The 14945-nt window shown below is 64.0% G+C and carries 14 protein-coding genes; 8 read left to right on the top strand and 6 right to left on the bottom strand.

Annotation, left to right across the window (positions count from 1 at the left end):
- Window positions 1-291: 291 nt before the first annotated feature.
- A complete protein-coding gene (locus JWR89_RS06355; RefSeq protein ID WP_299713196.1) occupies window positions 292-1461 on the bottom strand; it encodes an amidohydrolase/deacetylase family metallohydrolase in 1170 nt (389 codons plus the stop codon).
- A gap of 118 nt (window positions 1462-1579) precedes the next feature.
- Window positions 1580-2779 (bottom strand): hydantoinase/carbamoylase family amidase, encoded by a 1200-nt coding sequence (locus JWR89_RS06350; RefSeq protein WP_366142971.1) that lies wholly within the window; start codon window positions 2777-2779, stop codon window positions 1580-1582.
- Between the two features lie 236 nt (window positions 2780-3015).
- Here JWR89_RS06350 and JWR89_RS06345 point away from each other — a divergent pair, with 236 nt between their 5' ends.
- From JWR89_RS06345 to JWR89_RS06310, 8 genes are read left to right on the top strand one after another with little or no spacing between them, the layout of a single operon-like run.
- On the top strand, window positions 3016-3888 hold the full coding sequence (locus tag JWR89_RS06345; RefSeq protein WP_299713194.1) for an IclR family transcriptional regulator: 873 nt from the start codon (window positions 3016-3018) through the stop codon (window positions 3886-3888).
- Window positions 3885-4757 (top strand): ABC transporter permease, encoded by an 873-nt coding sequence (locus JWR89_RS06340; RefSeq protein WP_299713192.1) that lies wholly within the window; start codon window positions 3885-3887, stop codon window positions 4755-4757. Before JWR89_RS06345 ends, JWR89_RS06340 begins: the two co-directional genes overlap by 4 nt.
- An 8-nt stretch (window positions 4758-4765) precedes the next feature.
- Window positions 4766-5575 (top strand): ABC transporter permease, encoded by an 810-nt coding sequence (locus tag JWR89_RS06335; RefSeq protein WP_299713190.1) that lies wholly within the window; start codon window positions 4766-4768, stop codon window positions 5573-5575.
- Window positions 5576-5603: 28 nt separating this feature from the next.
- The gene (locus tag JWR89_RS06330; RefSeq protein ID WP_299713188.1) at window positions 5604-6662 is read left to right on the top strand and encodes an extracellular solute-binding protein; all 1059 of its coding nucleotides are present in this window, start codon (window positions 5604-5606) and stop codon (window positions 6660-6662) included.
- A complete protein-coding gene (locus tag JWR89_RS06325) occupies window positions 6659-7726 on the top strand; it encodes an ABC transporter ATP-binding protein (protein WP_299713185.1) in 1068 nt (355 codons plus the stop codon). Before JWR89_RS06330 ends, JWR89_RS06325 begins: the two co-directional genes overlap by 4 nt.
- Window positions 7727-7730: 4 nt before the next feature.
- Entirely contained in the window at window positions 7731-8405 is a 675-nt protein-coding gene (locus JWR89_RS06320; protein WP_299713182.1) for an AroM family protein, read from the top strand.
- Entirely contained in the window at window positions 8402-9511 is a 1110-nt protein-coding gene (locus JWR89_RS06315; RefSeq protein ID WP_299713179.1) for a DUF917 domain-containing protein, read from the top strand. The genes JWR89_RS06320 and JWR89_RS06315 overlap by 4 nt, the downstream gene beginning before the upstream one ends.
- Before the next feature lie 4 nt (window positions 9512-9515).
- Complete coding sequence (locus tag JWR89_RS06310; protein ID WP_299713176.1) at window positions 9516-11069, top strand: hydantoinase/oxoprolinase family protein; 1554 nt, start codon at window positions 9516-9518, stop codon at window positions 11067-11069.
- A 51-nt stretch (window positions 11070-11120) separates the two neighbouring features.
- Here JWR89_RS06310 and JWR89_RS06305 read toward each other — a convergent pair whose 3' ends face one another.
- The 4 genes from JWR89_RS06305 to JWR89_RS06290 are packed head-to-tail and all read right to left on the bottom strand — an operon-like array spanning window position 11121 to window position 14923.
- Window positions 11121-12089 carry a dipeptide ABC transporter ATP-binding protein gene (locus JWR89_RS06305; RefSeq protein ID WP_299713205.1) on the bottom strand — a complete coding sequence of 323 codons (969 nt, stop codon included), beginning with the start codon at window positions 12087-12089 and terminating at the stop codon, window positions 11121-11123.
- Window positions 12090-12100: 11 nt separating this feature from the next.
- On the bottom strand, window positions 12101-13081 hold the full coding sequence (locus JWR89_RS06300; RefSeq protein WP_299713173.1) for an ABC transporter ATP-binding protein: 981 nt from the start codon (window positions 13079-13081) through the stop codon (window positions 12101-12103).
- On the bottom strand, window positions 13081-13998 hold the full coding sequence (locus JWR89_RS06295; RefSeq protein ID WP_299713171.1) for an ABC transporter permease: 918 nt from the start codon (window positions 13996-13998) through the stop codon (window positions 13081-13083). The genes JWR89_RS06300 and JWR89_RS06295 overlap by 1 nt, the downstream gene beginning before the upstream one ends.
- Window positions 13964-14923 (bottom strand): ABC transporter permease, encoded by a 960-nt coding sequence (locus JWR89_RS06290; RefSeq protein ID WP_299713169.1) that lies wholly within the window; start codon window positions 14921-14923, stop codon window positions 13964-13966. The genes JWR89_RS06295 and JWR89_RS06290 overlap by 35 nt, the downstream gene beginning before the upstream one ends.
- Window positions 14924-14945: the final 22 nt, after the last annotated feature.

The raw sequence follows: 14945 nt of genomic DNA, 5'->3' as shown, positions 1-14945 counted from the left end.
CGAAATTGGCGAGATTGGACTGCGGCACATAGCGCAGGGTCTTGGACGAAGCACCTTGCGAAAGCGCGGGAATCGCAAACCCGGTCGCGGCCAGGCCGCCGATTCCGGCCAATCAATTCAATACATTCCTGCGATCCATGGGTTTCTCCAGATTCAAGTTGCTCCCGCGGCTCTTCCGTCATCTTTTGCCGAGCGTTCGACGTCAAATGAGGTGATGCGGGCCAGTGAGATCGACGGCGATCTGCAACTTTGCTTGCAATCGGTATGCCACCGGAACACCCGGGCGGCCACTCAGCTCGCGAGTTGCTTGAATTTCGACGCCTCTTGCGGGTGCCACCAGCGGCCGCCGATGACGACGCCTTCGGAAGCGATCTTGCGGTCGCCGATCAGGTGCTCGCCGACAACATCGACATAGTCGAACTGGCCTTGCCTGATCGTAATCAAGGTGGCGTCGCCGACGCTGCCCGGCTTGAGGCTGCCAAGTTCGGGACGCCGCATCGCCATCGCCGCATTGACGGTCGATGCCGCGATCACGTCCGGCAGCGACATGCCCATGCATAGGAATTTTGACATGGTTGTCACCTGATCGAAGGCGGGGCCGTCGATGCATAACGCGTGGACGTCGGAGGAGATGGTGTCCGGATAGAAGCCGTTCGCCAGCAATGCGCGTGCGGTCTTGAAGGCGAACGAGCCCTTGCCGTGACCGATGTCGAACAGGACGCCGCGTTCCCGCGCCTCGCGCACCGCCCGTTTCACGGTGCCCTGGGCGGTGACGGCCGTGTTGGGAAACGGCCGGAAGGCGTGGGTCAGAACGTCACCCGGGCGCAGCCGCGCCAGCACTTCCTCGTAGCTCGGCGGCGGATGATCGATATGCGCCATCAGCGGCATGCCGACCTGTTCGGCGACCTCAAGCGCGATGTCGAGCGGCACGATCCCCGAAGTGCCCGAGGCGTGCAGGCCGACGCGCACCTTGATGCCGACAATCAGGTCGCGGTTCTGCTCAGCCACCGTGACGGCGTCGGTCGGATTCATCAGCCGCATTTCCTCGCTCTCGCCGACCATGATCTTGTGCGAGAATCCGAAAATGCCGGCGTGCGAGACATGCAGATAAGCGAGAATGCGGACCTGGCTCGGCTCGATCACATGCTTGCGGAAGCCCGCAAAGTTGCCCGGGCCGGCGCTGCCGGTATCGACCGCGGTGGTGACGCCGGAGGTTCGGCAGAATTCTTCGGCGTCGATGCCGAGCGAGGTGCCGCCCCAATAGACATGGGTGTGCAGATCGATCAGGCCGGGAGTAACGATATATCCCGACACGTCGCGCACATCGGTTCCGGGATCGGCTTTGAGATCCTTCCCGACCATCGCCACTTTGCCCCCGGCGAAGGCAACGTCCGTCACGGCGTCAAGCTTCTGGCTGGGATCGATGACACGGCCGCCGCGCAGAATAGTGTCGAAGGGCATCGTAGTCTCCTGAAGTCACAATGAAGAAAGCCGTGGACGCGTCCCGGCAATTCGCGTGAAGCATGCAAACAATGGGCCGGCATTCGATGCTGCCAGTTCGCCACACAAAGGAGCCGTTTCAGCCTTTCGCGAGAAACGCTTCGGCGCCCCGCGCGAACACCTGCATCCCCATCACCAGGTCCTCTTCGCTGGTGTCTTCGCTCCAGTGATGGCTGATGCCATTGATGGAGGGGACGAACAGCATGCCAACCGGCAGCCGTCGCCCCAGCACGTTGGAATCGTGGATCGCGCCGCTCGGCATCTTTTGCCAATGAGCAGGGCACAGCTCGCGCGCCGCCAATGAAAATGCATCGAGAACAGCCGGATCGCAGAGCGTCGGCTGAAGCTCACTCGTCAGTTCCAGAGTCGCCGGGCAGCGCTCGCGCCGGTTACTTTCCTGGACCAGGCTGCGCAGGCAGGCTTGCAGGCGGTCCATGACTTCCCGGGACAGGTCCCTGAACGAAAAGTCGATCACTGCGCGCCCTGGAATGATCGCCGTCGCATTCGGCTCCAGTACAATTCTCCCCGTCGTCCATACGCTGCGGTCGCCGCAGATGCGCGGAAACTCGCTGTCGACCTGTGCAAGAAACCGCACGGCCGAAAGCCCGGCATCCCGTCTTTCCGCCATCGTTGTGCCGCCGGTATGGTCTTGCTGGCCTTCGAACGTAATTCGCCAAACCTGGACGGCGACGATCCCGGTGACCACTCCGACGCGGTGATTTGCTCTTTCCAGCTGAGTGCCCTGCTCGATGTGCATCTCGATCGCGGCCTTGTAGCGGCTCAGATCCGGGGTCAACCGCGGTCGCCCGGCGAGGCCCGCCGACTCCAGCGCGTCCCTCAGACTCGTGCCATTGCTTTTATGGCGCGCCTGGTCGATCTGTTCTTCGGACAAATCGCCGATCAGGCTGCGGCTTCCGATGAAGCTGCCATAGTGCCCTTCTTCATCGGCGTAAGCGCACACATCGACCGGAAGGCCGGCGCGCGCCAGCGCCACCGCTGCAACGACTCCCAGCGCACCATCCAGCCAGCCGGAATAATCCTGCGTCTCCAGATGACTGCCCGCCAGCAGGCGCGGTCCCGCCGCCGGTCCGCGGCCAAAGACATTGCCGATGCCGTCGATGGACGGCTCCAGGCCGACTTCAGACAGCTGCTCGCACAACCAGTGACGGCTCGCCATGTCGTCGGCGCCGTAGGTCGGCCGGTGCACGCCGGTGCGATATCGGCCGATATTTCGAAGCGACTGCAGATCATGGAGGAAGCGATCGGTGTCAAGCTGCACTGTGATCTCCGTGAAGGCGCTCCGGCGGGAGCCGCGACTCGCAGCCTAACCCGGGCCAATGCGATCCTGAAACTATCGCGCGGTTGCGACGCGCTTGTCGGACGTCATTGAGGCGCCGGTTTAATAGTCTACCTGCCGATAGTGCGGCCGGGCGATCGCTTGCCGGGCAATCCATTTTTCAGTCAGTTGCGCGAATTTTCAGCGCGCATTGTCCAAAATTGCCGCGCTGTTGGTGATTGACGGCCCCTCGTCACCGTTCCACAATTAACAACACGGTTCCATTTTATGAGACTACCGGGATTGCCGCGTCAACCATGAGTGCCCTCGACAACGCCATAGAGATCCTGCGCTGCTTCTCTCCGCAGCAGCCGGAGGTCAGCAATGCCGATGTAATCCGGCTCACCGGCAAGCCGAAGAGTTCGACCTCGCGGCTGCTGCGCCAGCTCAAGGAGTGCGGACTGCTGGAGCAGGACGCGACGACGCGCCGTTACCGGCCCGGGCTGCTGGTGTTTGAACTTGGTCGGCTGCATCGCGCCCAGAATGATTTTGTTGCCATTGCCGAACAACATTTGCGGACGGTCTGCGCCACCACCGGCCATACTGGCTATGTCGCCGTTCTGGATGGCGACGAGCAGGTCGTGTTGCGCGTGGTCCGCGGGACCAACCCGCTGCAGGTGGTCTCGCCACCCGGCGTGCGGACGCCAGCTTTCGCGACGTCGAACGGACGGGCCATGCTGGCGCGCTTGAACGACGCTGACATCCGCGCGCGCCTGCCAAGACCTTTTCCTGTCGTTTCGCCGACAGCGCCACGCAATGTCACCGAACTGATGGCCCGTATCGCGGACATTCGTCGCACCGGCTACTCATCGACCAGCGACGAATCGCTGCCTGGCGTGGGCTCGCTGGGCTTCGCTGTCAGCAATCGCGACAGCAATGAAACGATCGGTGTCGCGCTGTCGTTTCCAAGCCAACTGACATCGACCAAGGAGCGCGCTCGGTTGTGGCAGATCTTGCGCGCGATGGCCGTGGAACTCGGCCGACTGGCCGATGATCCCGTGTGGCTCGCGCTGGATGACGCCGTGCCGGTGCGCAAGGCTGCGGCGCGATGAAAGCAACTCGCGCCAGTGTCAGCCCGATTGCCTGGCTGATCGCGCCGAGCGCGCTGCTGTTCGCGCTTTTTTTCTTCCTGCCGATGGGGCTGATGGCGCTGATCAGCGTGCTGTCCGGCAATCCGGTGGTGCAGTCGAATGTCACCTTCACCGGCAAGTACTACGCGCGGATACTATCCGACTCGTATTATTTCGAGGTGATCTGGACCACGATCCGCATCGGTCTGTTCACTACCCTCGCGGCGCTGCTGGTCGGCTATCCGCTGGCGCACTGGATGGCCCGAATTCGCGGCCGCACCGCCTATGCCCTGCTGATGATGTCGGTGCTCACCCCGATGCTGACCGGCATCGTGGTTCGCACCTTTGCGTGGATGGCGCTGCTGTCGGACAAGGGCGCGATCAACCAGACCCTGACCGGCCTCGGCCTGATCGCCAAGCCGCTGTCGCTGATGTACAATGAGTTCAGCATCGTACTCGGCCTCACCCACATCTACATCCCCTATATGGTTCTGACCCTGGTCGGCGTGATCGGGCGGATCGACGAACGGCTCGAACACGCGGCGCAGAATCTCGGCGCATCGCCGCTGCGCGCTTTCTTCGAGGTGACGCTGCCGCTCAGCCTGCCGGGCATTCTGGCCGGCTCGCTGCTGGTGTTTGCACTGGCGATCAGCGCCTATGTGACGCCGATCCTGATGGGCGGCTTCCAGATCATGACGCTGCCGATGCTGATCTATCAGCAGATATCGTCGAGCTTCAACGTCGGCTTCGCCGCGGCGCTCGGCATGGTGTTGCTGGCCATCTCGCTGGCGCTGATCATCGCCTATAACCGCATCCTGGGAATGATCTCAGGCCAGCGCGACCTGCAGTGAGGCGACAGATGACCTCAGCTCCGTTCTCGCTACGCTTCGGCCGCTTCTGCTATCTCGCCTTCAATGTCGGCGTCGTTGTGTTCCTGCTGGCGCCGATCGCGATCGTATTCGTGTTTGCGCTCAATCCCACACCTTACATCCAGTTTCCCCCGGTCGGCGTGTCTATGCGCTGGTTCGAGAAGTTCTTTGCCTCGCGCGATTTCATGAACGCACTGTGGTTCAGCCTTGAGGTCGCCGTCCTGACCACGGTGGCAGCAACCCTGTTCGGCGCCAGCGCCGCGCTGGCGCTGGCGCGCGGTCGGCTGCCTGGCAGCCGCGCGATCACCGCAATCATGCTGTCGCCGCTGATGCTGCCGGCGATTCTCACCGGCCTCGCTCTGTTCCAGACCTACGTGCTGCTGGACGTGGGCCGTCCGACCTGGGGGCTGGTGCTCGGCCACACGATTGTGTCGATCCCATATGTGGTGCGTACGACGCTCGCGGTATTGCACAACTTCGACACCCGCCTGGAAGAGGCCGCGCAGAACCTCGGGGCAGGGGCGCTGCGCACCTATTTCGAGGTGACGCTGCCGCTGACCAAGCCCGGCGTTATGGCCGGCGCGGTGTTCGCCTTCATCGTGTCGTTCGACCAGTTTCCGATTTCGCTGTTTCTGGTCTCGCCGGGCCACGAGACGTTGCCGATTACCTTGTTCAACTATCTGAAATTCGATCTGGACGGAACGATCGGCGCCGCTTCGGTGGTCTCGATCGTGCTTGCCGTGCTGGTCGTCGTCGGGCTCGACCGCACGGTCGGGCTGCGATCATACGCCGAGCTCTGACTTTCATTCCTGGAGAGAGGATCGTCCCGTGACCATTATCCGCAAGCCTGTGAACCGTCGCCAGTTTCTTGCCGTGGCCGCAACCGCGGGCGCCGGCATCATTGCAGCTCCCCATGTCGCGCGCGCCCAGGCCGCGACGCTGCGCATCACCGGATGGGGTGGTAAGTGGGGCCAGACCATGTCCGCCGAGTTGATCCCGGCGTTCGAGAAGGAATTCAAGTGCAAGGTGGAGACCGACACCGCATTCCCGTTCCTGCCCAAGCTGCAGGCGAGCTCCCGATCGAATCCGGTCTACGACGTGCTGCACACCAATTCCAATGAGCAGTGGGCCGCCCTGGAGATGGGCATCGTCGAGGCCAAGATCGATCCGAAGCAGGTGCCGAACATCGCCGACGTCTATCCCTACGCGGTCAGCGACAAGATTGTCGGCGTCACCATCTTCACTAGCGCCATCGGTTTGGGCATGCGCACCGACAAGGGCTACGGCAAGGTGACGTCATGGAAGGACCTCTGGGACAAGGCCTATGACGGCGTCCGGGGTGGCTATGTCATTCCAGTGAACAGCCTCGGTCAGGCATTCGTGATGATGAGCGGCATGCTGTACGGCAAGGGCATGACCGATCTCGACGCCGCCTATGCGGCGCTGGAGAAGGTCAAGCCGATGAAGCTCGCCGACTTCACCGGCACCATGGAAAAGATGATTTTGTCGGGCGAAGTCGGCCTGGCGGTGATCCACGATTCCGGCATCCTGCGTTACGACGGCCAGAACCAGCCGACCGCCTTCGTCGCGCCGTCCGAAGGCGTGATGGCACTGGAGCAGGTGCTGACACTGACGCCGGGCACCAAGGTGCGCGAGCTCGCCAACGCCTATGTCAATTACATGCTGAGCCCGGGCGTGCAGAAGACGCTGGCGGAATCGGTGTGGTACTCGCCCGCCAACAGCAAGGTGAAGCTCGACGACAAATACAACGACAAGCTGCTGACGACGCCGGCAAAGGTCGCCACGCTGATCCAGCCGGACTGGAAGTGGTACAATGCGCACAAGGACGAGATCGATTCCCGCGTCAACCGCATCTTCCGGGCATGAGCGCTGCAATCGACATTGTCGCCGTCACCAAGACCTATGACGGCCGTACCCGCGCCGTCGATGCGGTGGACATGGCGATCCGGGAGGGCGAGTTCTTCTCCCTTCTCGGCCCGTCGGGCTGCGGCAAGACCACGACGTTGCGGATGATCGCCGGCTTCGAGACGCCAACGGAAGGCACCATCGCTGTCGGTGGGGCCGACGTTACTCACGTCCCCGCCCACAAGCGCGACATGGGCATGGTGTTCCAGAACTACGCGCTGTTCCCGCACCGCTCGGTTGGGGAAAACGTCGGCTTCGGACTGCGCATGCGCGGTATGGATCGAGCGATGATTGCCCGCAAGGTGACCGACGCGCTAGCGCAGGTCGAGCTGGTCGGCTACGAAGATCGCCGCCCCGGGCAATTGTCCGGCGGCCAGCAGCAGCGCGTCGCTTTGGCCCGTGCCATCGTCATCGAACCGCGCGTACTGTTGTGCGACGAACCGCTCGGCGCGCTCGACAAGAAGCTGCGGCAATCGATGCAGTTCGAGCTGAAGCAACTGCAGCGCAAGCTGGGCCTGACCATGGTCTTCGTCACTCACGACCAGGAAGAGGCGCTGGCGATGTCCGACCGCATCGCGGTCATGAACGCCGGCAAGGTCGAGCAGATCGGCACGCCGTCCGAGATCTACGACCGGCCCGGCACACGCTTCGTCGCAGACTTTATCGGCGACACAAACCTGTTCCGCGGCGAGGTGATCCGCACTGGCGGCACATGCGTGTTGCGTGTCGATAGCGATCTTTCGATCGAGCTCGCGGAAGAACCTGGCACAATCGGTCCGCTGTCGGTGGCGCTTCGGCCGGAAAAAATCGTGCTGACCGCGCCGGGCGCCCACGCCGGGCAGGGGCTCGATGGCATCGTCGAGAGCGCCAATTTTCAGGGCGGTTCGGTGCTGTATCGGATCGAGGCGGCGGGCCGGCGCCTGCTGGCGCAGCAACCCAACAACGGCTCGCACGAGCTGTTCCAGGCCGGCGCCGCGGTGGCGCTGCGCTGGACTCCATCCGACATCGTGATCTTGAAGGACTGATAGCATGCAGCAACAACGCATGGGCGTGGTCGTGATCGGCCAGAGCCCGCGGCCGTCCGTCGCCGGGGAAATCGCCGCGGTACTGTCGCCCGGAATGGAGATAGACCTGCGCGGCGCACTCGACGGCATGACGCGCGCCGAGATCGACGCGATTCCGCCGATCGACGGTTACGACACCCTGTTCACTTTGCTGCCGAACGGCGATGGCGTCACCCTCAGCAAGAAGGCGGTCGAGGCGCGGGCAGCGATGCAGATCGACAAATTCGCCAGCGAGGGCGTGAAGATCACCATGCTCGCCTGTACCGGCAAGTTTCCAAACCTGGCACCCGAAGGTCTGGTGATCCTGCCCTCGGCCGTGCTGCACAAGCTAGCGGAAGCGGTGCTGTCCAAGGGGCGGCTCGGCGTGTTCTCGCCGCTGGCAGCGCAGACCGAACTGATCGGAAAAGAGTGGCAGCGCGCGGATGTCGAGGTCGTCGGCGTGACCATGCAGCCCGGTTCGGACGACGAAGCCGTCGATGCAGCCGCGCAAAAAATGGCGGCGCTGTCGCCCGATCTCGTGGTGATGGACTGCATGGGATACACCACCGCCAACAAGGCGCGGGTGCGTCGGGCCTATGATGGCCCGGTTATTTTGGCCATCGCCGCTGCGGCGCGCATCGTCGAGGAATTGATGGCATGAGCACGGTTCCTCTCACTGAGATCACATCGGAAGACATCGAATCCCTCGCCGTTGGCGCCTGGATCCTCGGCACCGGCGGCGGCGGCAGTCCCTATCTCGGCCTGCTCAACCTGCGCCAGCTCTATGCCAAGGGCCACCGCGTGCAACTGATGTCGCCGCTCGACCTTGACGATGACGACCACGTCGCGGTGGTCTCCAACATGGGTGCGCCGCTGGTCGGCCAAGAGCGCCTCGCGGACAGCCGCAACATCGCGCGCGCCGTGGAGATGCAGCAGGAAATCGGCGGCTTCCAATTCCGCGCGGTGATGTCGGTGGAGATCGGCGGCGGCAACGGCATGCAGGCGCTGATGGCAGCCGCGCATCTCGGCATTCCCGTCGTCGATGCCGACTGCATGGGACGCGCCTTCCCGGAAGCGCAGATGACCTCGGTGGCGATCGGCGGGCTGCGGCCCTATCCGTGCACGCTGTACGATCCGCGCGGCATCGAGGCGGTCGTGACCAAGGTGCCGAGCTGGAAATGGATGGAGCGTGCCAGCCGCAAGATCTGCGTCGAGATGGGCTCCATCGCATCGACCTGCAAGGCGCCGCGCACCGGCCGCGAGGTCAAGGACTGGGGCATCCACTTCACCACCACCGCCGCGATCCGGATCGGCGGGCTAGTGCGCGAAGCCAACAGGCTGCACACCGATCCGATCGCAGCCCTGCTCGACAGTGAAGGCGGTAAGCGCTTGTTCACCGGCAAGGTGGTCGATGTCGAGCGCCGCACCACCGAAGGCTTCTTGCGCGGTTCCATCGCTATCGAGGGCATCGACGACGACCGCGGCAGCCGGCTCGACCTATCGTTCCAGAACGAGTGGATCGTCGCCTGGCGCGAGGGCAAGGCGGTGGCCATGTGTCCGGACCTGATCTGCGTGCTTGAAACCCTCTCCGGCCATGCGGTAGGCACCGAGACGGTGCGTTATGGCCAGCGCGTCACGGTGGTGGCGATGAAAGCCCCGGCGGTGCTGACCAGCCCGCGCGGCCTGGAATTCGTCGGCCCGCGGGCCTTCGGTTACGACCTGGACTTCCTTTCGGTTTTCGACGCGCACGCTGGCGCAGGAGTGTAACGTCATGCGACGCATTGGAATCGACGTCGGCGGCACCAACACCGACGCCGTGCTGCTGGACGGCGACACGGTGATCTTCGCCGTCAAGCGGCCGACCACGCTGGATGTGACCTCCGGTATTCTGGACGCTCTGAAGGCGCTACGCGCCGATCCGACCGGGCGAGGCCCCGTGGATTCGGTGGTGATTGGCACCACGCACTTCATCAATGCCGTGGTTCAGCGCAAGCACCTGATGAAGGTCGCGGCGATCCGCATCGGCATGCCCGTCAGCGCATCGCTGCCGCCATTCTGCGACTGGCCGAAAGATCTCGCCGAACGCGTTCACGGCGAGACGTTCATGCTCGAAGGCGGTCACGACTATGACGGCCGGCCGATCATGCCATTCGACACCGCCGGCATGCGCAGCGCCGCGCGAAAAATCCGGGATCTCGGGCTGCGCTCGGTGGCAGTGTCGTCGATCTTCTCGCCGCTCGATCCGAGCTGCGAGGTCGCCGCGCGCGAAATCCTGCAGGAGATCTGCCCCGATGTTGCGGTGACCATGTCGCACGATCTCGGGCGCATCGGTCTGCTTGAGCGCGAGAATGCCGCGCTGCTCAACGCCGTGCTGCACGATCTCGCGGTCGAGACGGTCGCTGCATTCCGCAAGGCGATCGCCGAAAGCGGCATCGACGCGCCGCTGTTCCTGACCCAGAACGACGGCACCGTGATGCAGGCCGAAACCGCCATCGCTTTCCCGGTGATGAGCTTTGCCTCCGGTGCCACCAACTCGATGCGTGGCGCGGCGCATTTGTCCGGGCGCGACGATGCCATGGTGGTGGATGTCGGCGGTACCACCAGCGATATCGGCCAGTTGCGTCACGGTTTTCCGCGCGAGGCCAATGCGGTGGTCGAGGTCGGCGGCGTGCGCACGCTGTTCCGGATGCCGGATTTGTTGTCGATCGGGCTTGGCGGTGGCAGCCATGTCGATGCCGTATCCGCTAAAGTTGGCCCGCTCAGCGTTGGCTACCGTCTGACCGAGGACGCACTGGTGTTCGGCGGCACGCAGCTGACCGCGACCGATATCGCGGTCGCCGCCGGTTTGCTGGACATCGGCGACCGCTCGCGCACTGCCTCTATCTCGAAGCAGCTGATCGCCGCGGCGCTCGCCGACGCGAGGCGGCTGCTGGAAGAAAACATCGACCGCATGAAGACCGAGGCGGCCGATGCGCCGCTGGTGGCCGTCGGCGGCGGTGCGTTCCTGGTGCCGGAGCAACTTGCCGGTGTTTCGGAAATCATCCGCGTGCCGTTCGGTGATTGCGCCAATGCCGTCGGCGCAGCGATTGCGCGCGTCAGCGGCGAGGCGGATCAGGTGTTCCGGGAACTCAGCCGCGACGACGCCATTGCGGCGGCGTTGCAGATCGCCGAAGCAAAGGCGATCGCCGCCGGCGCCGATCCCGCCAGCCTGAAGACCATCGAGGTCGAGGACATGCCGATCGCCTATCTGCCGGGCAACTCTTTGCGTGTGCGGGTGCGTGTGGCCGGCGCGCTGGCCAGCGTGGCTGCTAAGCAGGTAGCGTAGTTGCGGCTTTCTTCCCTCGCCCCGCAAGCGGGGAGAGGTAAGCAAGAGCCTTCACGCCAGGTGGCAAGCCACGAAATGCCCGTCGCTGCCTTCTTTCGTCTCCGGCACGATCTGCGAACACATCGGCACGGCGATCGGACAGCGCGTGTGGAAATGGCAACCGGTCGGCGGGTTCATCGGGCTTGGCACATCGCCCTGCAGCCGGATCCGCGCCCGCTTCGCTTTCGGGTCCGGGATCGGCACCGCCGAAAGCAGCGCCTTGGTGTAGGGATGCTGCGGATTGCGGTAAAGGTCGCTGGCCCTGGCCAGTTCGACGATGCGCCCGAGATACATCACCGCCACGCGATTCGAGATGTGCTCGACCACCGAGAGGTCGTGCGCCACAAACAGGAAGGTGAGACCCAGTTCGCTCCGCAGATCCTCCAGCAGATTGATCACCTGCGCCTGGATGGAGACGTCGAGCGCCGACACCGGTTCGTCGCAGACGATGAACTCGGGCTCCACCGCCAGCGCGCGGGCGATGACGATGCGCTGGCGCTGGCCGCCGGAGAATTCGTGCGGATAACGGCGCATCTGCTCGCCCTTCAGGCCGACCTTGACCAGCAGGCTCGCCACGCGATCCTCGCGCTCGCTGGCGGAGCCGCCGAGCTTGTGGATCGTCAGGGCCTCGCCGATGATCGCGCCGACCGTCATGCGTGGATTGAGCGAGGCAAACGGATCCTGGAATACCAGCTGCATTTTTCGCCGCAGCGCGCGCAGGTCTTTGTTTCCCAAAGCCAGCACGTCTTGCCCGCCGAATTCGACCTTGCCCGACGTGGGCTCGATCAGCCGCAGCAGGCAGCGGCCCGTGGTGGACTTGCCGCAGCCGGATTCTCCGACCAGCCCCAGCGTCTCGCCGCGATGGACCGTGAACGACACGTCGTCCACCGCATGAACGCGCCCGACCTCGCGCGACAGCAGGCCGCCATGGACGGGAAAATGCTTCTGCAGGTTGGTGACGCGCACCAGGGGTTCGCTCATTTGGGGTTCGTTCATGGCACGTCTCCCAGATGGCACGCTATGCGATGGCCCGGCGCGATCGGGCGCAGCAGCGGCTCTCTCTCCCTGCAGACGTCCATCGCATAACGGCAACGCGGCGCGAACCGGCAACCGGGCGCGGGGTTGATCAGCACCGGCATGGTCCCGGCGATGGTCTCCAGCCGGGTCTTCAGCCCGGCATCGAGGTCGATGCGCGGGATGGAGCGGATCAGGCCCTGCGTATAGGGATGGCTCGGACGCTCGAACAGGCTATCGACGCCGGCCTCCTCGACAACCTTGCCGGCATACATCACCACCACGCGCTGCGCGGTCTCCGCCACGACGCCCATGGCATGGGTGATCAGCATCACCGCCATGCCGAACCGCTCTTTCATGTCCTGCAGCAGGTCGAGGATCTGCGCCTGGATGGTGACGTCGAGGGCGGTGGTCGGTTCGTCGGCAATCACCAGCTTGGGGTGGCAGGCCAGCGCCATGGCGATCATCACGCGCTGGCGCATGCCGCCAGAGAACTGATGCGGATAGTCGTTAACCCGGCCGGCAGCATTGGGGATCTGCACCAGCTTCAGCATCTCCACCGTGCGCGCCATCGCCTCCTTATGCGGCAGGCGCTCGTGACGGCGCAGGCTCTCGGCAATCTGCTCGCCGACGGTCAGCACCGGGTTCAATGAAGTCATCGGCTCCTGGAAGATGAAGCCGATCTCTTTGGCGCGGACCTCGTCGAGCTGTTCGCTGGTGAGCGGCACCAGATCGCGGCCCTCGAAGATGATCTCGCCCTCGACGATGCGGCCCGGCGGCATGGCGATCAGCTGCAGGATCGACATGGCCGTGACCGTTTTGCCGGAGCCGGATTCGCCGACCACGCACAACGTCTCGCCGCGGTTGATGTGAAGATTGACGCCGTCAACGGCCTGCACGATGCCGTCGTCGGTGGTGAAGTGAGTCTTGAGGTTCTTGATTTCGAGAAGGGGAATCATCAGATCACCCGTCGCGCATCGAGCGCATCGCGCAGGCCGTCGCCGATGAAGTTGACCGCCACGACCGCGATAAAGATCGCCGCGCCTGGAAACAGCGCCCAGTGGGCGGCGATGTCGAGATAGTCCTTGGCGTCGAACAGCAGGCGCCCCCAGGTCGGGGTGTCCGGCGGAAAGCCGAGGCCGAGAAACGACAGCGTGGACTCGGCGATGATGGCGGCGGCGACATCGATGGTGCCCGCGATGATCACCGGCCCCAGCGCGTTGGGCAGGATGTGGCGGATCACCTGGCGTGCGCGGCTAGCGCCGAGCGCGCGGGCGGCTTCGACAAACTCCTTCTCACGTAGCGACAGGAACTGGGCGCGCACAAGCCGGGCGACCGGCATCCAGCGCAGTCCGCCGATGACCACGACGATCAGGATGAAAATGCCGCCCTCGGGGCCAAACGCGGCTTTGAGCTCATCGCGGAACAGGTAGATCAGGAGCAGCAGCAGCGGCAGTTGCGGCAGCGCCAGGAACAGGTCGGTGAGCCACATCAGAAAATGTCCCAGCGCGCCGCGTGACATGCCGGCGAGCGCGCCGATCAGCGTGCCGACGAGCACCGAGACCACCATGGCGGCGAGCCCGACGGCGAGCGAGATGCGTCCGCCGGAGATCATGCGGGCGAGGATGTCCTGCCCGAGATCGTCCGTGCCCAGGGGATGGGCGAGCGACGGGCCCTCGAGGCGCGCGGTAAAATCGATCTCGTTGATGCCGACCCGCCAGAGGAACGGGCCGAGCACCACCGCCGCAACCAGAACAAGCAGCAGGACCGCGCTGACCACGGCAAGCTTGTGGCGGCGATAACGCCGCCATGTCTCGCGCAGCGGCGAATAGGTGCGCCGCTCAGCGGAGCGAGATGCGAGGGTCAAGCCAGCCATACAAAACGTCCGCGATAAGGTTGAAGAGCACGACGAGACAAGCGAAGACAAAAGTCACCGCCATCACCACCGGCGTGTCGTTGGCGAGAATGGAGGAAATCAGCAGCGAGCCGATGCCGGGAATACGAAAGATCTGCTCGGTGACGATGGCGCCGCCGAACACGGCGGGGACCTGCAGCGCGATCAGCGTCACCACCGGAATCATCGCGTTGCGCATCACATGTTTGATGATGACCCGCCGCTGCCCGATCCCCTTGGCACGTGCGGTGGTGACGTAATCGAGTCGAATGACGTCCAGCATGGCCGAGCGCACGAAACGGGTCATGGACGCCGCCTGAAACAGGCCGAGCACCATGACCGGCATGATGGTCTGCCTGATCTGTTCGCCGATCCAATGGATGCCGGTCGCCTTGATGTCGGTCGAATAGACAAAGGGCAGCCAGTCGAGCTTGACCGAAAAGATCAGGATGAACAGGATTCCGGTGAAGAAGGTCGGCAGGGAAAAGCCGATGAAGGCCAGCGTATTCGCAACCTGATCGAAGATCGAATAGGGCCGGGTGGCGGCATAGACGCCGACCGGAATGGCAATCATCAGGGCAAGAAGTTGCGCCGAGCCGATCACGTAGAGCGTGGTGGAAAGCCGTTGCAGGATCAGCGTGTCGACGTTCATCCTGCTGACGAAGGAAAAGCCCCAGTCGCCGTGCACCATGGCCACGAGCCAGTGCACGTAGCGCAGGTAAATAGGGTCGTCGAGGCCGAACTTGGCCCGAAGTGCCTCGCGCACTTCGGGCGGCACATTCGGATTGGTTGCCAGTTCGGAGAACGGGTCGCCCGGCGCCAGCGCCAGCACGATGAACAGGATCAGCGATATTCCAAGCAGGCTTGGAATGGCGATCAGCAGGCGGCGCAGGATGTACTGGCTCATGACGGAAGCCGTCTGTCCGCCG

It is taken from the genome of Tardiphaga sp., assembly GCF_028290785.1.
Taxonomy (GTDB): domain Bacteria; phylum Pseudomonadota; class Alphaproteobacteria; order Rhizobiales; family Xanthobacteraceae; genus Tardiphaga.
This window is presented reverse-complemented; position numbering and strand designations above follow the sequence as displayed.